The 22,648-nt window shown below is 63.3% G+C and carries 15 protein-coding genes and 1 pseudogene; 10 read left to right on the plus strand and 6 right to left on the minus strand.

Annotated elements, in window-relative coordinates; translation table 11 throughout:
* The 3 genes and pseudogenes from GGR38_RS24025 to GGR38_RS21220 all read left to right on the plus strand — a co-directional run.
* Window positions 1-188, plus strand: a pseudogene (locus GGR38_RS24025) (mannitol dehydrogenase family protein); the annotation flags it as partial.
* On the plus strand, window positions 185-1,195 hold the full coding sequence (locus tag GGR38_RS21215; protein ID WP_183628552.1) for a PfkB family carbohydrate kinase: 1,011 nt from the start codon (window positions 185-187) through the stop codon (window positions 1,193-1,195). The pseudogene GGR38_RS24025 and the gene GGR38_RS21215, both read left to right, overlap by 4 nt.
* Window positions 1,196-1,225: 30 nt before the next feature.
* Complete coding sequence (locus GGR38_RS21220) at window positions 1,226-2,674, plus strand: carboxylesterase/lipase family protein (RefSeq protein ID WP_183628554.1); 1,449 nt, start codon at window positions 1,226-1,228, stop codon at window positions 2,672-2,674.
* On the opposite strand, the gene GGR38_RS21225 is transcribed toward GGR38_RS21220, so the two are convergent.
* Window positions 2,671-3,861 carry an enolase C-terminal domain-like protein gene (locus GGR38_RS21225; RefSeq protein WP_183628556.1) on the minus strand — a complete coding sequence of 397 codons (1,191 nt, stop codon included), beginning with the start codon at window positions 3,859-3,861 and terminating at the stop codon, window positions 2,671-2,673. The genes GGR38_RS21220 and GGR38_RS21225 overlap by 4 nt on opposite strands.
* 185 nt (window positions 3,862-4,046) lie before the next feature.
* Here GGR38_RS21225 and GGR38_RS21230 point away from each other — a divergent pair, with 185 nt between their 5' ends.
* The gene (locus GGR38_RS21230) at window positions 4,047-5,096 is read left to right on the plus strand and encodes an MBL fold metallo-hydrolase (RefSeq protein ID WP_183628558.1); all 1,050 of its coding nucleotides are present in this window, start codon (window positions 4,047-4,049) and stop codon (window positions 5,094-5,096) included.
* Between the two features lie 46 nt (window positions 5,097-5,142).
* On the opposite strand, the gene GGR38_RS21235 is transcribed toward GGR38_RS21230, so the two are convergent.
* Window positions 5,143-8,061, minus strand: a complete 2,919-nt coding sequence (locus tag GGR38_RS21235) for a TonB-dependent receptor plug domain-containing protein (RefSeq protein WP_183628560.1) — start codon at window positions 8,059-8,061, stop codon at window positions 5,143-5,145.
* Window positions 8,062-8,464: 403 nt separating this feature from the next.
* On the opposite strand from GGR38_RS21235, the gene kdgD reads away from it, so the two are divergent.
* Together kdgD and GGR38_RS21245 are read left to right on the plus strand one after the other, a co-directional pair.
* Window positions 8,465-9,379, plus strand: a complete 915-nt coding sequence (gene kdgD / locus GGR38_RS21240) for a 5-dehydro-4-deoxyglucarate dehydratase (protein WP_183628624.1) — start codon at window positions 8,465-8,467, stop codon at window positions 9,377-9,379.
* Window positions 9,379-10,707 (plus strand): enolase C-terminal domain-like protein, encoded by a 1,329-nt coding sequence (locus GGR38_RS21245; RefSeq protein ID WP_183628561.1) that lies wholly within the window; start codon window positions 9,379-9,381, stop codon window positions 10,705-10,707. The genes kdgD and GGR38_RS21245 overlap by 1 nt, the downstream gene beginning before the upstream one ends.
* 60 nt (window positions 10,708-10,767) lie before the next feature.
* Here GGR38_RS21245 and GGR38_RS21250 read toward each other — a convergent pair whose 3' ends face one another.
* The 3 genes from GGR38_RS21250 to GGR38_RS21260 form a co-directional block, all read right to left on the minus strand.
* Window positions 10,768-11,883 (minus strand): mannonate dehydratase, encoded by a 1,116-nt coding sequence (locus GGR38_RS21250; protein ID WP_183628562.1) that lies wholly within the window; start codon window positions 11,881-11,883, stop codon window positions 10,768-10,770.
* Window positions 11,884-11,990: 107 nt separating this feature from the next.
* Window positions 11,991-12,878, minus strand: coding sequence for a LysR family transcriptional regulator (locus GGR38_RS21255; protein ID WP_183628563.1), 888 nt, complete (start codon window positions 12,876-12,878; stop codon window positions 11,991-11,993).
* Between the two features lie 48 nt (window positions 12,879-12,926).
* A complete protein-coding gene (locus GGR38_RS21260) occupies window positions 12,927-14,210 on the minus strand; it encodes a glucarate dehydratase family protein (RefSeq protein WP_221227199.1) in 1,284 nt (427 codons plus the stop codon).
* A gap of 143 nt (window positions 14,211-14,353) precedes the next feature.
* Here GGR38_RS21260 and GGR38_RS21265 point away from each other — a divergent pair, with 143 nt between their 5' ends.
* Together GGR38_RS21265 and GGR38_RS21270 are read left to right on the plus strand one after the other, a co-directional pair.
* The gene (locus GGR38_RS21265; protein ID WP_183628564.1) at window positions 14,354-15,505 is read left to right on the plus strand and encodes an L-talarate/galactarate dehydratase; all 1,152 of its coding nucleotides are present in this window, start codon (window positions 14,354-14,356) and stop codon (window positions 15,503-15,505) included.
* 12 nt (window positions 15,506-15,517) lie between these two features.
* Window positions 15,518-16,852: an MFS transporter gene (locus GGR38_RS21270; protein WP_183628565.1), complete on the plus strand. Its 1,335-nt coding sequence runs from the start codon at window positions 15,518-15,520 to the stop codon at window positions 16,850-16,852.
* Window positions 16,853-16,904: 52 nt separating this feature from the next.
* On the opposite strand, the gene GGR38_RS21275 is transcribed toward GGR38_RS21270, so the two are convergent.
* Window positions 16,905-17,942: an MBL fold metallo-hydrolase gene (locus tag GGR38_RS21275; protein WP_183628566.1), complete on the minus strand. Its 1,038-nt coding sequence runs from the start codon at window positions 17,940-17,942 to the stop codon at window positions 16,905-16,907.
* A gap of 283 nt (window positions 17,943-18,225) precedes the next feature.
* Between GGR38_RS21275 and GGR38_RS21280 the strand changes: the two genes are divergently transcribed.
* Entirely contained in the window at window positions 18,226-20,901 is a 2,676-nt protein-coding gene (locus GGR38_RS21280) for a TonB-dependent receptor domain-containing protein (protein ID WP_183628567.1), read from the plus strand.
* On the plus strand, window positions 20,898-22,643 hold the full coding sequence (locus tag GGR38_RS21285) for a CocE/NonD family hydrolase (RefSeq protein ID WP_183628570.1): 1,746 nt from the start codon (window positions 20,898-20,900) through the stop codon (window positions 22,641-22,643). Before GGR38_RS21280 ends, GGR38_RS21285 begins: the two co-directional genes overlap by 4 nt.
* The last annotated feature ends 5 nt before the right edge of the window (window positions 22,644-22,648 follow it).

Here is a 22,648-nt window from a genome sequence, read left to right on the forward strand (position 1 = left end):
CCGCATGGATCAAACACTTGCGCGGAAGCAACGGTCCCGTCGATGACCCACGCGCGGGGGAGCTCGCACAAGCGGCAATGGGACAGGATGCTATCCACGCCCTGTTCGGGGCGGGTGGATTGATCGAGAGCGATTGGGTGCCCAATGCTGAAGACGTGGCTTTGATCGCAGAAGGATTGGCGCGGTGACCGGCCCTGTCGTTTGCTTTGGCGAGGTGATGCTGCGCTTTGCCACGCCTGCGGGTCGAGTGATTGCCGATGCGCAATCCCTCGACCTGACCATCGGCGGGGCGGAGGCCAATGTCGGCGTCGCGCTGGTGGCAATGGGGCATGGGGCCCGGTTCGTGTCCAAGGTTCCGGCCAATGCTTTGGGCGACAAGGCCCGCGCGGCGCTGGCCGGAGCAGGCGTCGATGTGGCGCATTTCGTGCGCGGCGAAGGCCGTATGGGCCTGTATTTCCTCGAGGTTGGCGGTTCGCTGCGGCCCAGCGCGATCACTTATGACCGCGCCGGATCGGCCTTTGCCACAGCCGCGCCGGAGGAGTTCGACTTCGCCGCCGCCCTGCAAGGCGCATCGCTGTTCCACATCTCGGGCATCACCGCAGCGCTTGGGCCCGGCGGCGTGGACCTCGCCCGCGCCGGGATCAGGGCGGCCCGTGCGGCAGGCGTTCCGGTCAGTTTCGACTGCAATTTCCGCGAGAAGCTGTGGGGTGCGTGGGACAGCAACCCGCGTGAGATCCTGCTCGAATTGCTGGCCGACGCCACGATCATGTTCGGCAACCACCGCGACATGACGCTGCTGCTGCAAAAGCCCTTTTCCGGCGATGGTGCGGAACGGCGGCGCGAGGCTGTGGAGGCTGCCTTCGCCACCTTCCCGAACCTGCAAGTCATGGCCAGCACCGCGCGCCATCCCATCACGCAGACCCACCACCGCCTCTCGGCCCGCGTGGACCTGCGCGAGGATCGCCATCAGACCGCCGAGATCGAGATCACCGATATCATCGACCGCGTAGGATCGGGCGATGCCTTTGCGGCGGGCGTCCTCACAGGCTGGCTGGAGGGCGGCGACGCGCAGAAAATGGCTCGGCTCGGTCTGGCGATGAATGCCCTCAAACACTCCCTCCACGGCGACTGGCTCCGCCTGTCCCGAGAGGAAGTGGATGGCTTTACAGGCAGTTCAGGCGATGTCCGGCGGTAAAATAAAACCATAAATCGGGACAGGATAGACATGAAGCACAGCACGCTCGCGGCCCTTTTGCTGGCCCCCGCTATCGCGCATGCTGCGCCGTCTCAGGTGGCGGTTGAGCAAGGCGTGCTGGTCGGGCAAACGCAGGACGGGGTGACATCGTTCAAGGGCATTCCCTTTGCCGCGCCGCCGGTGGGCGATCTGCGCTGGCGCGCGCCGCAGGCCCCGGGGGCGTGGGCGGGGCCGCGCGATGCTGCCAATTTCGGGCATGATTGCATGCAGGTCTATCAGGCGAACCCCCTGCCGCACGGCTCGGAACATTCCGAGGATTGCCTCTATCTCAACGTCTGGCGCCCGGCCGGGGAGGCACGCAAATTGCCCGTTCTGGTGTGGATCTATGGTGGGGGCTTTGTGAATGGCTCGGCCTCGCGCTGGATCTATGCGGGAGACAGGCTGGCCCGGCGCGGGGTGATGCTGGTCAGTTTCAACTATCGCCTTGGCCGGTTTGGTACCTTTGCCCATCCCGCGCTGACCCGTGCCGATGAGGACAAGGGGCAGTTGGGCAATTATGGTTATATGGACCAGATTGCTGCGATGCGCTGGATTCGGCGCAATATTGCCGCTTTTGGGGGCGATCCGGCCAATATCACCATCATGGGCGAGAGCGCGGGCGGCATGTCGGTACATAATCTGCTGACCTCGCCGCAGTCACAGGGTCTGTTTGCCCGCGCGATTATCGCCTCGGGTGGGGATGGCCATTTCATCGGCGATCCCTCGCTGGCCGGGGCCGAGGCTATCGGCAAGGCTTTTGGCGAGGAGCAGGGGATCGGCGCGCAGGACGCCGATGCTTTGGCGCGGCTGCGCGCGGTTCCGGCGGATAAGGTGCTGGGCGGGATCAAGATGTCGGCGGTGATGGGGCCGGGGCCGCGCAAATTCAGCAGCCCCTTTCCCGATGGGCGAGTGACGGTCGATCCGTTGGTGGCCTATCGCGCGGGGACGTTTAATCGCGTACCGGTGATGGTGGGCGCGACCAGCGGCGATCTGGGCGGGCGCGAGGGGATGATGGTCAAGGGCGCGCGAGAGATGGCCGATCTGTTCGCCGCCAAGGGGCTGCCGACCTATTATTACCGCTTTTCCTATGTGGCCGATGCCGCGCCTACGCCCAAGAGCGACGGGGCGATCCATGCCGATGATTTGCCTTATTATTTCGACACGGTGGATGTGAAATATGGCGACAAGACCCGCCCCGCTGATGCCGCGATGGGCAGGATCATGGCCGATTATATCGTCAATTTCGCCAAGACTGGTGTGCCTTCCGCGCCCGGCCAAGCCCCATGGCCAGCCTATCGCGCCAAGGCCCGTGTGATGATGGATTTCGACACGGCGGGCCGGGCCACGCCGGGGCGCGATCCATGGGCGGATGGCGCGGCGGTGGCGGAAAAGACCGGCCCGCGCCGCCTGTTCAACGATGATGGCAGCCCTATCCGTTAAAAGGCGCGGCCCTCACTCGATCTTGTCAAAGGTTGATAGGGCCGCTTGGCAGCGACCGCTTCGTTCAGCACCGTGCCAAGGCCGGGGCGGTCGGACAATTCGCAAAAGCCGTTGACGATTTTTGGGGTCTGCCCCTCGTGCAGGTCCATTTCGAATTGCGAGGTGTAGTCGCGTACTTCCTGCGCATAGAACGCTGTGGTTGAGGCGTCGAAGTGGAAATTGGCCAGTGCGCCCGCCGTTTCATGCGGGCCGTGAGGGGCGATCTGGATGCGGTTGGCTTCGCACAGGGCGGCGATTTTGCGCGCTTCGGTGATGCCTCCGCAGGCTGCCAGATCGGGCTGGGCAAAGTCGATCAGATGGCGGTTGAGGTAGGGCGCGAAGCCCCATTTGGTCAGCACCCTTTCACCGGTCGCGATGGCAGTGGTGGTATGGGCGCGCAGATGGGCCCAGTCCTCGATATCATCCATCTGGATCGGCTCCTCGACCCAGAGGAGGTTCAAGTCCTCGACCCCGTGGAGATATTGCAGTGCGTCGCGCGTGGTCATCGTGCCATCCATATGCACGGCAAGTTGATGATCCGGGCCGACAATCTCGCGCCAGCGTCGGGTGGTGGCGATCATCTGGGGGATGCTGCCCTTGGGGGCCTGAACGCGGGTGACGGTGATGTCCTGCGTTTTTTGCGCCTCAAAGATGGCGGGGGTCATGTCCATCGTGCTGCCGTAAATGCGCAAACGGTTCGCCCCCGCTCCGCCCAGCAAAGTGTAGATCGGCGCGCCCAGCGCCTGGCCCAGAATGTCCCAGAAGGCGATGTCGAGCGCGCTGATCGCGGCGGTTAACGGCCCGCCGCGCCAGCGTGGGGTTTGATAGAGTTCGTTCCACAGGCCCTCGATCTGGGTGGGGTCGCGGCCAACAAGCACACGTTCGCATTCCATGATCGCGGCGGCGGTGGCCATTTCCTTGGATGTCTGGATCGCCACGCCAAGCCCGGTAAGGCCCTGATTGGTGTAGACCTTCACAAATATTGAGCGCGGGGCGACGAGGAAGGTTTTCAGCCCCGTGATCTTCAGCCCCAAGGCTCCGGCCCGCGCCCGCGTTTCGGCCAGCGCCCTATCGCCCAGCCCCGCCAGCGGCAGGCCCGCGAGCATGGCTGTCATACCGCCCAGCGCGGCGCGACGAGTGATGGGCATTGGTGTCTCTCCCTCTTGTCTTTGGGTGAGAGTATCGCGCGCCATGGCCGCCTCCCATTGCTGAAACAGGATGGATCGATCCGCATATGGCATGGGATGAAAGCGGTTGCGCATTGGAGGCCCGCGCGCAGGTGGCGCAACATGCCCGCGAGGCGGGGCAGGCCCGCCCAGCAAGGGAGAGAGCGATGCACTCGAGATCGAAACTGGCGCTATTGTCGGCGCTGGCCATGGGCGGGACGCTGCATGCGCAGTCTCGGACGCCGCCAGTGGCGACCTATCCGGCAATGGCCGAATTTCCCAAGGAGAACAAGGCGCTGGCGGCGCAGTATCTGGCGCGGGCGAGGGCAACGGCGGGCGATGATCTGTTTGGCGACTTCGTTCACCGCTGCATCGCCGATCCGCGTTTCCGCCAGCGGGTCAATGCCTTGCAGATGAACGCCCTGCTGCCCCCGGCCAAGGCGTTCGACCAGCTCTATTTCGTGGGCCAGAATGCCGAATCCGCATGGGCGCTCGACACGGCTGAGGGCATCGTGCTGTTTGACGCGCTGGAGAATGAGGAGCAGGCGCGCGAGATCATCGTGCCGGGGCTGAAGGCGGTGGGGCTGGACCCGGCGCGGCTGCGCTATATCGTGATCACTCACGCGCATGGGGATCATTACGGCGGGGCGGACTATCTGCGTAAGACCTATGGCGCTGGGCTGATTTCTTCGGCGCCCGATTGGGCCGCGATGGATGCGATGCGCGCGCGGGGCAAGGCCGATGGTCCGGAAGGCGCCCCGATGCCTCCCGCCCGCATCGAGGGTAAGGATCGGACCATTGCCGATGGCGAGGTGCTGAAACTGGGCGCGACCACGCTGCATTTCTATGTCACGCCGGGTCATACACCGGGGACGGTTTCGACGATCTTTGACGTGACAGACCAGGGCAAGCGCCATGTTGCGGCTTTCTTTGGCGGGTTTGGCGCGCCGCGCGATCCGATGCAGCGCTATACCCATATCGCCTCGATGCGCCGCTTTGCCGATCTGGCGGCGCGGGCCGGGGCCGATGTCATGCTGGCCAATCATCCGGTGCAGGATGGCGCGTTCGAAAAGCTGGAACTGCTGCGCTATCGCCGCGCGGGGGATGCCAATCCCTTTGTGGTGGGGCCGGATAAATTGGCGCGCTATTACAAGGTTCAGGAAACCTGCAGCCAGTTGGGGCTGGTGCGCGCGGGGTTGGACCCGGAAAAGCCATAATAATAGGCCCGCCCTCCGGTTAAGGAGGGCGGGCCGCAAGATGGAATTACATCGTCACGCGCACGCCAAGGCGGAACATGCGGCCGATCGGATCATAGAGCACCGAGCCGCCAAAGGGCGGGGCGCGATGGTTGAACACATTGTCGACCTTGAAATAGACCTGCGCGGCCTTGCCCAGCTTGTAATTGCCGCCGATGTCGAGATAGGCCGCGCCGGGGATGTCGTTGAAATTATAGGTCGGGTTCTGCACCGTCGAGGCCGGGCAATTGCTCGAACAGACGATGGCATTGGGGTCGATATAGCCCGCGCTGATGATCCGCTCGGTCAGCGTGATCGAGACCGGGCCCTTTTCCCAGTTCTGTTGCAGCATCACCTTCCACTTGGGCACGCCATTGCCATTGTCGGTGTTGTTGCCCGCCAGTTGCGCGATCTGTTGCCCCGAAATGCCGGTGTTGCTGACCATCGAGATCGCATGGGTGGCCAGCGCGCGCAGCGTCAACGTGCCGGCCGGTCCCAGATTGCGGCGATAGGCGGCCTCGATGTCAAAGCCGCGCATGTTGAGCGAGGCCAGATTGAAGGGCTGCGAGATCACATAGGGATAGTCGGATGTGCCGAGAACCCCGGTGAATTTCACGTTGGAACAATAGGTTGTATTGCCATTATAGCACAGGTCGATCACCTGCTGATTGGTCAGGGTCGAGATCGCCTGATTGAGGCGGATGTCGTAATAGTCGAAGGAGACGCTCAGCCCCGGAATGAAATCAGGCCGATAGACCGCGCCCACGTCGATCGTCTTGGCGATTTCGGGCTTGAGCGCCGGATTGCCCAGCGTGGTCGAAACCACCTGCACCGTGCCGCCGGTGGCGCGGTTGATGACGGGCTGGTTGGCGGTTTGCGGCGCGGCGAAAAGTTCCGACAGGTTGGGCGCGCGCAGATCGCGCGACACCACCCCCCGCAATTTCAGACCCGACAGCGGCGTATCCCATGTCGCGCCCACCTTCCATGTATTGGCATTGCCCGCCGTGCTGTAATGCGCGGTGCGGCCCGAGAGGCTCAGGTCGATCTTGCCGATCTCCTTGCTGTTGAGCAGCGGCAGGCCGATCTCAAGGAAAGCCTCGCGCACATTGAACGAGCCCGAGCCATTGTGATAATTGCCCGCAAACCAGTTGTTGCCCCCGGTCGAAAGCAGAGGATCGGCCGGATAGGCTGCGGTGTTGGGCGTGTCGGCGGTCACACCATTGCCGTAAGGGTCGGAAATCGTGTTGTAATATTCATTGCGCCATTCCGCGCCCAGCGCCACCGAAACGTCGCCTGCCCAGTTGTGGAAAGGCGTGGCGTTAAAGGCGATGCTGGCCGCGTCCTCCTTGAAGGTGCTGTATTGATAGGGGCCGGTGCCCCCCGTCAGCCAGGCAAAGGCGGCATCGGAAATTTTGGCGCCCGAAAAGATGTTGATCGGAATACAGCCCCCCGCCCGCGCCGTGGCCGAGGAGCAGACGATATTGCCGCTGGAATCGCGCACCGCGTTGATGGCCGCATTATAGCGACCGTTCAGAGTCATGTTGCGGATATCGACATGCACATTGTTGGTGCCATGCTGGTAATAGGCATCGAATTTGATCGGCGTCGCACCGATGTTGAACGAACCCTCGGTGCCGATCACGAAGCGGTACTGGCGGCGTACCGAATAGATCGTTTCCTTGCCCGGCATGATCGCATTGGCCGTGCCATAGGAGAAGCTGGTGATGCCCTTGGACGCGCAAAGCGCAGGGATTGTGGTCGAGGCCAGATAGGCGTTCGAGCATTGCATCGTCAGATTGCCCGGCTTGCGCGGATAGGCGATCGGCGTGTTGCTGGTGCGTACTTCCGACACATTGACCGTGGCGTACAGTTCCCAGTTGGGCGTCACATCAAAGCCGACGCGCCCGTATCCGACCACGCGGTTGATCGGATTGTCCAGCGTGTTGGTGGTGATGTAATTGTCCTGCTGCCCGCCGACGCAGGTGCCCGAGACGCAGCCGGTGCCATATTGGAAGGCGTAAGGATTGCCGGTGCTGTCAAAGGCCGTGCCCGCCAGCGGGCCTGCGGTGATCAGGCCCACGCCGCCCAGCGTGGTGGTCTGGGCATTATAGGGATAGGCATAGAATTGCGGGGCGCCCGCCGGTTGCGCGCCCAGCGCATAAGAGGTCGTGCCCGAGCGATAGGCATCGGGGCGGCCATTGGGATTGGCCCCGCCCACTTCGCCGCCCGCAACGCCCGAATTGCGGAAATATTCGCCCGCGATCTCGATATGCATCCGGTCGCCCATCAGGCCCCAGCCCGCGGCGGCCTGCGCCAGCACGCTCTGATCGTCGCCATAGGTCGATGTGCCGCCCGAGATATTCGCCTTGTATCCCTTGAACGTCTTGTCGGTGACGAAATTGACCACGCCCGCCACCGCGTCCGAACCCCACGAGGCCGAGGCGCCGCCCGTCACCACATCGACACGCTTGATCAGCAGTTGCGGGAACTGGCTGACATCGGCAATGCCGGTGATATAGGCGGGCACAACGCGCTGGCCGTCGAGCAGGGTCAGCGTGCGGATCGAGCCGAGCCCGCGCAGGTTGAGCGCCGAAAGGCCGTTATTGCCGAAACTGGTGCCGCCGTTCTGGCGCGTGTTGGCGGTGCCGACGCTGCCCTGAAGCGCGGGCAATTGCGCGATGGAATCGAACAGGTTGGGCTGTGCCGCCTGCTGCAATTGCTCGATGGAAACCACCGTGGTGGGCGTGGGCGCGTTAAAACCGCTGGCCGTGATGCGCGATCCGGTGACGATGATCTCGGCCGCGCCCGGCACGTTAGCGGGCACGGCGGCAGGCGCAGGCGCCGTTTGCGCATGGGCCACGCAGGGCAGGGCAAGGACTGCAAGACTGCTGCCCAAAATCAGTCGGTTGCGATTGGACATAAGGCGCATGGTGCGGGCATTTTTCATGATGGCATCCCCCATTCACAGCATCATCCCGCCGGGGCGGGGCAATGCTGACATCCTCTGGCCTGTGGCTGTTGCCCCAGGATCTTTCCCCCACGCGCCGCATCTTTGTCTCGGCGCTATGGCTTGTGGCCCTGTTATGCCGCGGCTTTTGCGCGCAACCATTACGCGTTGGGCATGGAACAATGCCCAACCGGCACTGATGGCCGGGCGCTCCCGCCAAATCCGCTGTTTTACATTGCAATTTGGCGCTATTCTCGCGCCCGGAATGGCTGATATGCAAAGGATTGGCCAAGCGATGCCGATCCAGCATGAATTGAACCAAGAATGGATATGGACGCACCGCGCCTTCTGGTCCTAGCCCAAAGGCAAGGATCAACCAGAACACAGGATGGCGAGAGAGATGATGGCCCCACAGGACATGGCGAAGGTGATTGGCTCGGGGTTGCTGTCCTTTCCGGTCACGCATTTCGATGCGGACCTGCGCTTTGATGAAGCGCCCTATCGGCAGCATTGCGGATGGATGCTCGAACATGATGTGGCGGCGCTGTTTGCCGCCGGGGGCACGGGCGAGTTCTTCTCGCTGACGCCTGCCGAAACGGTGCAGGTGGTGCGCGCGGCGGTGGAAGAAACTGCTGGCCGGGTGCCGGTGATTTCGGGCTGCGGCTATGGCACGGCAATTGCGGTGGAAATCGCGCAGGGCGTGGAAAAGGCTGGGGCCGATGGCATCCTGCTGTTGCCGCAATATCTGGTGGGGGCGAAGCAGGAAGGTCTGGCCGCGCATATCGAGGCGGTGTGCCGTTCGACCAATCTGGGCGTCATCGTCTATAACCGCGACAATGCGATTGTGAACGAGGATACGCTGGCCCGCCTGTGTGAGCGCAACCCGAACCTTGTGGGTTACAAGGACGGGGTGGGCGACATCGAACTGATGATGCGCGTCTATTGCAAGCTGGGCGACCGGCTGACCTATATTGGCGGCCTGCCCACGGCGGAGACTTTCGCACCCGCCTATCTGGAAATGGGCGTGACGACCTATTCCTCGGCCATCTATAATTTCATGCCCGAATGGGCGGTGGCGTTTTACAAAGCGGCGCGGGCGAGGGATCATGCCAAGGTGCATCAGATGCTGCGCGATTTCGTGCTGCCCTATATCGCGCTGCGCAATCGCGGGCGGGGTTATGCTGTGTCCATCGTGAAGGCGGGGATGAATGTCATCGGCCGCCCTGCTGGCCCGGTGCGCACGCCCTTGACGGATCTTTCGGCGGCGGAACATGAAGAACTGGCCGCTCTGGTGGCCAAGGCGAAGGCAAGCATCTGATGGGATCTGTTCCGATTATTGCTGAAATGCGCGTTGTGCCCGTGGCGGGGCATGATGCGATGCTGCTCAACCTGTCGGGGGCGCATGCGCCTTTCTTCACCCGCAACATCGTCATCCTGACCGACAGTGATGGGCGTCAGGGCCTAGGCGAAGTGCCCGGCGGCGAGGCGATCCGGCAAACGCTGGAGGATGCGCGGGGGCTGGTCGTGGGGCGGCCCCTCGGCACCCATGCCAGCGTGGTGGCGCAGGTGGGCCGCGCCTTTGCCTCACGCGATGCGGGCGGGCGGGGTTTGCAGACCTTTGACCTGCGCACCACGATCCATGCTCAGACCGCGATTGAGGCGGCGATGCTCGACCTGCTGGGCCAGCATGTCGGCGTGGCGGTGGCGGATCTGCTGGGCACCGGGCGGCACCGCGACCGGGTGGAGATGCTGGGCTATCTCTTCTACATCGCCGACCCGAAAAAGACCGACCTGCCCTATCGTGATGAGAGCGGCAGCGCGGATGAATGGGAACGGCTGCGCAACCGCGAGGCGCTGACGCCCGAGGCGGTGGTAGCTCTGGCCCGCGCGGCGCAGGCGCGATATGGTTTCCGCGATTTCAAGCTGAAGGGCGGCGCTCTGGCGGGCGATGAGGAAGTGCTGGCGGTGCGGGCCTTGAAGGAGGCTTTCCCGCAGGCGCGCATCACGCTTGATCCCAATGGCGCGTGGTCTCTGTCCGAGGCGGTGCGCCTGATGAGGCCGCTGGGCGAGGTTTTGGCCTATGCCGAGGACCCCTGCGGCGCGGAGGGTGGTTTTTCCGGGCGCGAGGTGATGGCCGAATTTCGCCGCGCCACGGGCCTGCCTACGGCCACCAACATGATCGCGACCGATTGGCGCCAGATGGCTCATTCGCTGTCCTTGCAATCGGTGGATATTCCGCTGGCCGATCCGCATTTCTGGACGATGGAAGGGGCGGTGCGCGTCGCCCATCTGTGCGACGCCTTCGGCCTGACATGGGGCAGCCATTCGAACAACCATTTCGATATTTCGCTGGCCATGTTCACCCATTGCGCCGCCGCCGCGCCGGGCAAGGTCACGGCCATCGACACGCATTGGATCTGGCAGGATGGCGAATGTCTGACCAAGAACCCGCCGAGTATCGAGGATGGCCATGTGGCGATTGGCGACAAGCCCGGTCTGGGGCTGGAGATCGACGAGGACGCGCTGGCGCGCGGGCATGAGCTGTATCAGCAGCATGGGCTGGGCGCGCGCAATGATGCGATGGGGATGCAGTACCTTATCCCCGGCTGGACGTTTGATAACAAGCGGCCCTGCATGGTGAGATAATCTCTACGCCATAGTGCGTCGGACAGGAGGGAGCCATCCACCCGGCTCCCTCCTGTTTTTTTACCCCGTGTAATGCCCTGCCGCCTGCATCAGCCCGCGAATATGACCATAGGCAAAGGCGAAACTCTCACCCTCTGCTTCGGGATGGCCGGGAATGATCGGCACATGATCGGGCATCAGCATCCCGTCATAGCCGACCTCGGCATAGGTGAGCAGCGCGCGATAGAGATCGACATCGCCCTCATCCGGGAAAGCCTCGCGGAAATGGCCGCGACCGCCCACGATGTTGCGAAAATGGACGTTGAAGATCTTCTTGCGGCTGCCGAACCAGCGGATCACGTCGAAGATCTGTTCGGCCGGTTTGGGCAGATTTTCGCTGACCGTGCCCTGACAGAAATTGAAGCCGTGCCAGGGGCTTTCCTTGATGGTGATGAAACGCTTCATCCCCTCGATGGTGCCCAGCACGCGGTGGATGCCCTGATAGCCCTGCGGCGGTGTGCCCGGATCATGTGGGTGACAGGCGATGCGGATTTTATACTCATTGGCCACCGGCACGACATGCTCGAGGAACCATGTGATCCGCTCCCAAAACGCATCCTCGCTGATCGCGCCCGCGCGGGTCAGGGGCTTGGCCGGGTCCAGCTTGGTCGCGTCATATTCGGAAAACACCGCATCGCCGCGTGTCTGCACTTTGCCGGTGCGGATCACGCCCAGCAGGCTCATATTATACTTGATGCAGGGCACGCCCGCCGCCGCGCAGGCGCGGATCTGGTTCTGAAACGCCTCTACTTCGCGCTCGCGCTCCGGGCTGGTGGCCAGCATGATGCCGGGGTTCTTTTCCCGGTCGATATGGCTGGAGGGCAGCAGCAAAGGATCGAGGATGGAGAGCGTCAACTTGTGCTTCTCGGCCAGATCACGCAGGGCCTTGACCTCATCCGCCGTTGAGTAAAGCGCGCCCTCCGCCGATTTGGCCCGCGCGGCCACATGGGTCACACCGTATCGGGCCAGAAAGGCGAAATGATCGTCGGTCGCCGGGCCGCTCTGGCAACCCAGCTTCATTTTCAGCGCGGGGCGTTTGGGGGTGGGGGCCGGTTTGCGCCCTGCCGCCTGCGCCATGGGCGCAGCGCCAGCCAGCACCCCCACCCCGATACTGGTCAGAAAATCACGCCTTTCCATGGCTCTCTCCCTATTATGGTTTAGAGGGAGCGTAACCTGTCAAAGGCGCTTTCGACCAATCGTGTGTCAGGATTGGTCTATGCTACCCCGGTATCAATAAGCTGGTATCAATCCGAGCCGCACAATTCCATCAAGCGCGGCACCAGAGCCAGCAGCGCCGGATTATCCGCATCGCGCCGCCATGTGGCCTGTAATTCCACAATCGGCTCGCCATCCTCCAGCTCGGAAAAGACCACGCCGTCCGGGTGCAGCCGCCGCGAGCTTTCGGGCACCAGCGCATAGCCATGGCCCGCCCCCACCAGCATCAGCGCGGTGTGGATCTGGGCCAGATATTGCACGAAGCGGGGTTCGGCCCGCGCGCCCGCGAAAAGCCCGGCCAGCAGATCGTGGAAATAGCGCGCCTTGTCGGGCGCATAGGTGATGAAGGGCAGGCGGTCGAAATCGGCCAGACGGCGCGGGCGTTCCTCCTCCGGCACGCTGGCGGGAGAGCAGATGATGAAACGCTCGCGCAGCACTTCCTGCGAAACCATCGCGGGATGGCGCACCGGAGGACGCAGGAACCCCAGATCGATCCGGCCCGAGAGCAGGCTCTCGACCTGCTCGTCGCTGACCATTTCTTTCAGAACAAAGCGCACGTCGGGCAGGATTTTCTGCACATTGGCGATGAAGCGCGGCAGGAAGGAATAGCCCGAAGCGGCGGTAAAGCCCAGGCTCACCAAGCCATGCCGCCCCTCGGCCGCCGCGCGGGCGGTGGCCACGGCGCTGTCGGCCAGTTGCACCACGCGCCGCGCCTCGACCAGAAAGGCCGAGCCCGCCGCCGTCAGCTTCACCGTCCGGCTGGAGCGGTAGAACAGCGGCACCTTCATCACCCGTTCAAGCACCTGAATATGGCGCGAGAGCGGCGGCTGGGTCATGTTGAGGCGTGCGGCGGCGCGGCCAAAATGCAGCTCCTCGGCCACAGCCACAAAGCAGCGCAATTGGATCAGTTCAAACAAGGCCTCTCCCCCCGTCATGCGACGGGCGGGGCCGGTCGCATGACATATTCAATATCTTGGCTTTTTTTCGGTGAAAGCCTTATCATATTTCTGCATCTGGCCCAAGTCGTCACGGGTGCGGATGGTGATGCGTTTGAACATCGCATGGGCGCGCGCCAGCCTTTGCCGGTCCAACTCGACCCCGATGCCGGGCATGTCGGTGATGCGCACACAGCCGCCGGTGATGGGGATCTTGCCGCCCGCGATCACCTCGTCATCCTCCTCTACCCATGGGTAATGCGTGTCGCAGGCATAGGTCAGATTGCGCGTGGTCGCGGCCAGATGAGTCATCGCCATCAGGCTGATCCCCAGATGCGAATTGGAGTGCATTGAAAGACCCAGCCCGAAGGTGTCGCACATGGCGGCCAGATTCTGCGTCGCGCGCAACCCGCCCCAGTAATGATGGTCCGACAGCACGATCTGTACCGAATTTTTCGCCACGCTTTCCTTGAAGCCCGGAAAGTCGATGACGATCATATTGGTGGCCAGAGGCAGGCCGGTTTTCCGATGCAATTCCGCCATATCGTCATGGCCCGCCACCGGATCTTCGTAATATTCGATCAGCGGCCCCAGCTTTTCCGCCGCCTTCAAAGCGGTGTCCATCGCCCAGGCCCCATTGGGGTCGATCCGCAAAGGCAGGCCGGGAAAGGCGCGGGACAGGGCTTCGATGCTGGCGACCTCGATATCGGGGGGCAGGGTGCCCGCCTTCAGCTTGATCGAGCCGAAGCCGTGGAGGTGGATCATCCGCCGCGCCTGCGCGACGATGCCCTCGGGGGTGATCGCCTCTCCCCATGCGTCGGGGGCTTCCTCCGGCTCGATATGGCGGGCGTATTTGAAGAAGAGATAGGCCGAAAAAGGCACCTCACGCCGAAGCGCACCGCCCAGCAATTCGTGCAAAGGCACGCCTGCCACCTTGGCCTGAAGATCGAGCAGTGCGACCTCAAAGGCGGAAAAGCAATTGCCCAGCAGGCGCGATGGCTGCGACCCCGGCGCGAGTTCGGCCCCGGCTTGCGCTGTGGGCAGACGGGCCAGCGCCGAGGCGAGCCGGTCATGCAGCCCATTGAGATCATAGATCGACAGACCCACCAGATCGGGCGCGGCCTCCTGCAAGGCCGCCAGTACCGGCGCATCGCCATAGCTTTCGCCAAGGCCCGTAAAGCCGCCCGCCTCAACCTCAATGATCGAGCGCAGCGCATAGGGTTCGTGGATCCCGGCGGCATTGAGCAGCGGCGGGTCCCGAAAGGCAATCGGCGTCACGCGCAGCGCGGTGATCTGCATCAGGGCACTCTCCATCTTGTTCTTTCCACCCGCATGGCCCCATGCGCCCCCCAAGACCAATGCGAATTTCCTATCGACCGATGCCGCCTTGGCGGTTGATTGAGCATCGATCCCCCGCGATCATGGCGGATAAGAGATAAGGCCCTGAGAGGACACCCATGCCCACCGATACGATTTCCGCCATCAAGCTCAGCCTCGCCTGGGTGCCTCTGGCCACGCCGATTTCCGATGCCAAGGTTTTCACGGGCCGCCAAAAGCCGCTGACCCGCGTGGCCATGCTGTTTGCCGAGATCGAGACCGCCGATGGCCACACCGGCCTTGGCTTCAGCTATTCCAAGCGCGCGGGCGGGCCGGGCATGTATGCCCATGCGCGCGAAGTGGCCGACAGCCTGATCGGGGAAAATCCGGCGGACATTGGCCGCCTGTGGAACAAGCTCGTCTGGGCCGGGGCGTCGGTGGGGCGTTCGGGCCTTTCGACGCAGGCGATTGCCGCCATCGACATTGCGCTGTGGGATCTGAAGGCCAAGCGCGCGGGCCTGCCTTTGGGCCGGTTGCTTGGCGCATGGCGCGATGGCGTGCCTAGCTATAACACGTCGGGCGGCTTCCTCTCCTCGCCTCTGCCCGAAGTGCTGGACAATGTTGAGGCCTCGATCGCCAGCGGGATCGGCGGGATCAAGATCAAGGTCGGCCATCCCGATCCCAAGGTCGATCTCACCCGCCTTGAGGCCGTGGCCAATCAGATCGACGGACGCGTGGCGCTGATGGTGGACGCCAATCAGCAATGGGACCGCCCCACCGCCTTGCGCATGTGCCGCGCGATGGAGCAATATGGCCTCGTCTGGATCGAGGAGCCGCTCGACGCTTATGACATCGAGGGCCACGCCGCCCTTGCTGCCGCCATCGACACGCCCATCGCCTCGGGCGAGATGCTGGTGAGCGCGGCGGAGCATTTCGCCATGATCGACGCGCGTGCGGTGGATTTCATCCAGCCCGATGCGGCCCGCGTGGGCGGCATCACCCAGTTTCAGCGCGTGACCGCGCGGGCCGAGCAGGCAGGCCTGATGATGGCCCCGCATTTTGCGATGGAGATCCATGTCCATGTCTCGGCCGCCTATCCGCTGGGGACATGGGTCGAACATTTTGACTGGCTCGACCCGCTGTTCAACGAGCGTCAGATCCTTGAGGGCGGCAAGATGATGCTCTCCACCCGCCCGGGCCTCGGCGTCACCCTGTCGGATCAGGCGCGGGCCTGGACCGAGGCAAGCTGTCGCATCGACGCCAAAGGCTGCACCGACCATACGCACGGGTAAGGAGCGAAGGCCATGGAGGCTGTCTCTAAAATAGGGCGCGAAAAGGTCGGGCGGCTGCGCTGGGGCGTGCTGGCGATGCTGTTTGGCGTCACCATCATCAACTATGCGGTGCGCGCGGCGCTCTCGCTGGCGGCGCCTTCGCTGTCCAAGGATCTGGGCATCGACCCGCTGCAACTGGGCATCGTCTTTTCCGCTTTCGGCTGGTCCTATGTCATCGCGCAGGTGCCGGGCGGCTGGTTGCTCGACCGGTTTGGCGCGCCGCGCGTCTATCTCTGGGTGATCGTCGCTTGGTCACTCATCACGGTGGCCCATGGCACGGTGGTTTGGTTGAGCGGCACGGCGGCGGTGACGGCGCTGTTCGCCCTGCGCTTTCTGGTGGGCCTTGCCGAAGCGCCCAGTTTCCCCGCCAATGCGCGCGTGGTGGCCAGCTGGTTTCCCGCGCGTGAGCGGGGCACGGCCTCGGCGGTGTTCAATGCGGCGCAATATTTCGCCACCGTGCTGTTTGCCCCGCTGATGGGTTGGATCGTGGCCGATTTCGGCTGGCCATGGGTGTTTGTGGCGATGGGGGCGCTGGGTTTGGTGGTCTCGCTGTTCTGGTCGCGCGTGGTGCGCGATCCGCGCGATCATCCGCGTCTGGGCGCGGGCGAACTAGGCCTTCTGATCGAGGGCGGTGCGCTGGTTGATCCGGTTGCGCCGCAGGTCGATGCCGCCGCCGCCAAGGCCGAAAATCGCCGCAAGATGCGTGTTTTGCTGACCACGCCCACGCTCTGGGGCCTCTATTCGGGCCAGTTCTTCATCAACACGTTGACCTATTTCTTCATCACCTGGTTCCCGGTCTATCTGGTTCAGGAGCGCGGGCTTTCAGTGATGAAGGCAGGGCTGTTCGCCACGATGCCGGCGGTCTGCGGCTTTATCGGCGGGGTGCTGGGCGGCATCTGGTCGGACTGGCTGCTGCGGCGCGGCGTGTCGCTGACATGGGCGCGCAAGGTGCCCGTGGTGGCGGGGATGCTGGGGGCGCTGACCATCCTTGGCTGCAATTTTGTCCATTCGAACACGCTGGTGTTGCTGTTCATGAGCCTCGCCTTCTTTGGCAAGGGCGTGGGGGCGCTGGGCTGGGCGGTGGTGGCCGATGTGGCGCCGCGCGACAGTGCGGGGCTTTCGGGCGGCATTTTCAATATGTTCGGCAATATTTCCTCGATCACCACGCCGATCCTGATTGGGTGGATTTTGAAGGAAACGGGTTCCTTCGATCTCGTGCTGATGCTGGTGGCGGGCAGCGCGCTGGCCGCCGCGCTCTCCTACCTCTTCCTTGTCGGCAAGATCGAGCGGATCGGCGCGCAGGCATAAAGAAACCCCCGCTCCCGGTGTTTCGGGAGCGGGGGTTTTCTCGGCGTCCGGCTTACTCTGCGTTTTCGCCCATCCGCGCCAGTTGCACCCGGCTGCAAGCGCTCATAACGCCCATATAGCGCTGATATTTGTCCACGCCGTAGATGAAGGGATTGTTGCCCCCGGTGGCGCCATAGCGGATCAGCGCCTCCTTTTCGGTCGCGGCCATATGCACCGGATGGTTGGTCACCAGCACATCGACGCTCGCCGCTTTGGTAATCCCTTGCCAGCGGGCCAGCGAGGCGATCTGCTGGCGCGCGGCCTCGGGGCTGCTGCCTCCGCCGGTGCCGCCCATCAGGCCCGCATTGTGGCGCACACCTTTGTCAAACACCGGAAAGACGAGCGAGAGCGTGCCCGGCGTATGGCCCGGCGTGATATAGGTCTTCATCGTGAAATCGCCCAGCGTCACGCTGTCGCCATCCTTGACCTCAATGTCATGCTTTGGCGGCACCAGCGAAGCGAATGGCCCGCCCCCGCGCGACGGGCTTTCCATCATCCCCCAATCCGTGGCCGAGGCAACGACCCGCGCGCCATAGGTGTCCTGAAGGAATTTGGCCCCGCCCCAATGGTCGCCATGGCCATGGGTGATGACGACATATTTGATGCGTTTCGGGTCCAGCCCCAGCTTCTGCATATTGGGCACGAGGATGTCGCGCGCCTCGTCGGGGTTGTTGAGCGCGTCGATGACGATGATGCCCTGCGGCGTGTCGATGGCCCATGCCGAGACGGCGTTCTGGCCGATGGCGTAGAGATTGTCGAAGACACGTGTGGCGGGCACGAGGCCGTCATGCTGGACGCCAAACACGATGTTCTTGTCGAGCGGACTGATCAGGCAGCGCCAGTTGAAATCGGCCTCCAGATCCACTCCGGCCAGCTTGCGCCCCTCGGCCAGATAGCGGCCTACGGCCTCGCGGTTCTCCTTGGGATAGGCGGCCTGCGCCGGATAGGCCGAAGGCGCGGCGGGATGGGGCGGCGGCATTTGCGCCATGGCCGCCGTGCCCGCGCAAAGCATGGCGAGCAGGGGGATGGAACGGCGGGTGGTCCTCTCCATAGGGTGGTCCTTTCGTTGGCCGGATGGTGCGGCGTGGGACTTTGGGTATCGTTTGGGAATGCCGCTTGGGTATCGCGCGGGCATGGGCGCAACCAATGTTTTGCCCGCATGATACGATGTGCTTTCGGTATGACGGCGCGATGTATGGGCTTGCATGAAATGAGATCGCGGTGATAGAACCGCTATGAAGTAAAACACTGTGGCCGCGACAGGGCGTTGGCCAAAACAAGAATGGAAAGAGGGGGTTTCAGCCATGATCTCGGTTTCTATGCGCGCGCTTTTGATGACAAGTATCGCTGCAAGCGCTTTCTCTCATCCAGCCATGGCGCAAGGCGCCCCCGACGCCGCCCCAGAAATCGTCGTGACGGCGGCCACGGGCACCAGCATTCGCGGCGTGGCGCCGGTCGGTGCCCCGGTCATTGGATTGAATCAGGACGATATTCAAAAGCGCCCGGCAGCCACCACCGCTGAATTGCTGCGGGAGATTCCCTCGGTGACAGGCACAGGCGCCAATGACCAGAATTTCAGCGCCGCCAACAATGCAAACGCAAACATCACGGCGGGCAACGGCATCAATCTGCGCGGGCTTGGCACGGAATCGACGCTTACCCTGCTCAATGGCCGCCGCTTGCCGCCCGCCGGCACGCAGGCGCAATTCTTCGACCCCTCGGTTTTCCCGACCGGCGCCATCGGGCGATTGGAAGTCATGGCCGACGGCGGCTCGGCGATTTACGGTTCGGATGCGGTGGGCGGGGTGGTCAACGTTCTGTTGCCGCGCCGTTTCACCGGGCTGGATGTTTATGTGAAGCAGGGGTTTAACGATGCGGTGCATGAAACCTCGGCGGGCGGCATGTTCGGCAAGAAATGGAACAGCGGCAATGTCATGGTGGCCTATGAACATGGCTATCGCTCGGCACTGGCCGCCTCGGATCGGTCGAGCCGCTATACTGACGATCTGACCCCGTTCGGCGGCACGGATCAGCGGCTGCTCTTTGCCAATCCGGGCAATATCCTGATCGGCGGGCGCACCTATGCGCTGCCCGCAGGACAGAACGGCACGGGCCTGACCCCGGCGCAGATCGGCGCGGCGGGCACGGCCAACCGCGAAAGCGCCTATCTCAATTCCGACGCCATTCCGGGGCAGAAGCGCGATTCGGTGATTGTTTCGCTGCGTCAGGATATCGCGCCGGGGATTACGCTGTGGACCGAGGATTATTTCGCCTATCGTTCGGTCATTCGCCGTACAGGCGCGGTCACCAGTGCGCTTTCGGTGCCCACGACCAATCCGTTCTTTGTCGCGCCCGCCGGGGCCACCTTGTCCAATTGCGGCGCCAGTTCGGGCGTGGCCGCAGGCACCAAATGCGAAACGGTCAATTACAGCTTTTCCTCCGACTATGGCTCGCGCGTACAGAACGCCTATCAGGCAAGCTGGCAGGTGGCGGGTGGTTTCGACGCCGATCTTGGTAAGGATTGGAAGCTGACCGCCTATGGCAGCTATGGTCAGGACAATGAATCGCGCACGCTTTATGCGCTTAACACCGCCGCGCTCTCCGCCGCCCTGCGCGACACCAATCCGCTGACGGCCTTCAACCCCTTTGGCGCGGGCAGCAACACCAACCCGGGAACCCTTGCCAATATCAAGGGTTTTTCGACCATCGGCACGCAATATAAGCTGACTGACTTTGCCGCCAAACTGGATGGTTCGGTGGTGCATCTGCCCGGCGGCGATCTCAAACTGGCCGTGGGCGGGGAATATCAGCAGCACCAGTTGCTGTCCTATACGCTGGCCAGTACCGGCACGGCCAATGTCGGCATCGCCCAGCTTTTGCCCTCGACCACGCGGCGCAACATCGCCTCGGCCTATGCCGAAGCCTTTGTGCCGCTGGTGGGAGCGGACAATGCGATGCCCTTGCTGCGCGAGCTGACCGTTTCGGCGGCGGTGCGCCATGATCGCTACAGCGATTTCGGCAGCACAACCAATCCCAAATTCGCGCTGAATTACAAGCCGATGGCCGACCTTACCTTGCGCGGCAGCTATGGCACCTCGTTTCGTGCGCCCACCTTGTCTGATGTCGATCCTTCGACGCTGACGATTTCCTTTAATCAGTTGACGAACAATCCCTCCGGCACGGTCAACACGCTCTGGGTGCGCGGCGGCAATGACAGGCTGGGGCCGGAAAAGGCGACGATCTGGTCGATGGGTTTTGATTACAAACCTGCCTATATTGAGGGACTGAGCCTGTCGCTGACCTATTTCAACGTGGTCTATCGCAACCGCATCGCCACGCCGGGCAATGACACGCTGGCGCTCAGCTCGGCCTCGCGTGAGGCTTTGCTGGGCGCTCTGGTAACGCGCAACCCTTCGGCCGATCTGGTGAATTTTTATCAGAACCTGCCGCAATATACCGGGGTCAAGGTCGATCCGGCCACGGTGGGGGCCTTCCTCGACGGACGCAAGGTCAATGTGGGACAGGTGCGCACCGAGGGGCTGGAAATCATCGCCTCCTATCGCATTCCCGTCGGGCCGGGTCAGCTGCGCATCAGCGGCAGCGCCAATTACGTCATCAATTTCAAACAGGCGCTGGCGCCCAATGCGCCACTGGTCGATTTGGCCAATACGATCAACAACCCGCTCCACTGGCGCGGGCGGGGCAGCGTATCCTATGGGCTGGGCGGGTTTGAAGGCTCGATTTATGTCAATTATTCGGGCGGTTATACCAACAATTCCATCGCCTCGCCGGTCGATGTACCTTCCTACACCACCTTTGACCTGAACCTGCGCCAGTCAATCAAGGGGGCAGGGGCCTTTGGCATGCGCGAGATGATCCTGACCGCCAATGTGCAAAACCTGTTCGACCGCCAGCCTCCGGTGGTGCTGAACGGCGCGCTGGCGTTTGATCCTCAGGTGGCCAGCATTCTGGGCCGCTATGCCTCGATCGGCCTGAGGGCCAAGTGGTGAGCGCGCGCCTCTGGCTGATCGCCCCGATGATGGCGGCCAGCGCGGTGCAGGCGGCTCCTGCCTATGACGGGGCCTATGATGGGATGGTCTCCTCCTCGCGCTATATCCGGTCCTATGACGGCACGCGGATGGCGGTGACCATCTATCGTCCGACCAGCGCGGGGCAGGTCGAAAGCCGCCGCCTGCCGGTGGTCGTCACACAGGGGCGCAGCGATCTGCGCCCTGCGACCATGGCCTCGGTGCGCTATTTCGTCACCCATGGCTATGTCTGGGTGGCACAGGACCGGCGCGGCACGGGGGCCTCGTTCGGGGTGCAGACCGGCTTCGTCAATGCCGCCGATGCGCGCGATGGCAAGGCGGTGATCGAATGGTCCGCCGCCCAGCCTTTCGCCACGGGCAAGGCGGTGACATGGGGCTGTTCCAATCAGGGGGCGTGGCAATATCTGGCGCTGAAGTTCCGGCCCAAGGGGCTGGTGGCCATCGCGCCCGCCTGTTCCAGCGCGCAATTCTTTGACCATGGGATTACGCTGGGCGGCATTCCCATGCTCTCGATTGCCAATCAGCCCTATGCGGGCGAATGCAAACGCCCCGCCGGCGGGGCAAGGCCGGTGAGCGATTCTGAGGCCGCCCGCGCCCAGCCGGTGAAGGAAGAACCACACCCGGTCGATGAGGACAAGGACGGCGCGCTGCTGGCACAGGCGCGGGCCGGGCAGGCCTGCGGATCTGGGCTGATGGGCCAATATTGGCGCAATATGCCGCGCGATGGCTGGAACGCATTTGCCAAATATCGCCCCGGCATCGAGGACACGATCCTGACCAGCGCGGTTCATACCCCGCCCAAGGGCGTCCATGTTCTTCAAGTGGGCGGATGGTATGACGCGGCCGTGGCGGGGCAACTGGAATCGCAGCGCCTGTGGGGCGGGCGGCTGGTGATGGGGCCATGGGTGCATGGCAATCGCGCGCTGCCGGGAATGACCCAGCCGAATGACACGGTGGTGCCGGACGCGGAAATGCTGGCATGGTTCGATCATTATGCCAAGGGCAAGGGGACGGTGCGTAGCGAGGTTCTGTATTACACCCATAATGCGCCTGCGGGCCATGAATGGCGGCGGGCGGCCCACTGGCTGGCGATCCCCTCGCGCAAACAGGCGCTTTATCTGGGCGAGGATGCGCTGAGCGGGGCGCCGTCGAAGGCGGGGCCGGTGTTGCTGGACAAGCCGGAAGCCAAATTGTTCGACGGGCAGTACGCCCCGCTGCGACGGCAATGGGGTGGAGATATGGCGGGCTTTAACGCCTCGGCCTCGGTGCATAGCGGACCGGTGGCGGCCCATGATACCGAGATCACCGGCACCCCGCGCGCCCATTTGTGGATCAGCGCGGATCGGGCGGACGCCAATATCTATGCCGTGCTGGAGGATGTCGGCCCCGATGGGCGGGCCAGCTATATCAGTGATGGGCGGTTGCGTGCCTCGTGGCGGACGGTGAACAAGGCGCCGTGGGGGCCGAGTCAGCAACTCTGGCATCGCGGTTATGCGCAGGATCTCAAGCCTTTGCAGCTGGGCGTGCCGGTGGCGATGGACTTTGATTTCTTTCCGATTTCCTATGTGCTGAAATCGGGCCACCGGCTGCGTCTGGCCGTTACCGCCTCGATTGGCGAGGCCTATCAGGCGGTCGATCAGGGCAAGGTTACGCTCTACCGCGACCGCTCTTCCATCGAATTGCCGGTGGTGGCACGCAAATGAGTGGG

The organism is Novosphingobium sediminicola, from assembly GCF_014196525.1.
Taxonomy (GTDB): domain Bacteria; phylum Pseudomonadota; class Alphaproteobacteria; order Sphingomonadales; family Sphingomonadaceae; genus Novosphingobium; species Novosphingobium sediminicola.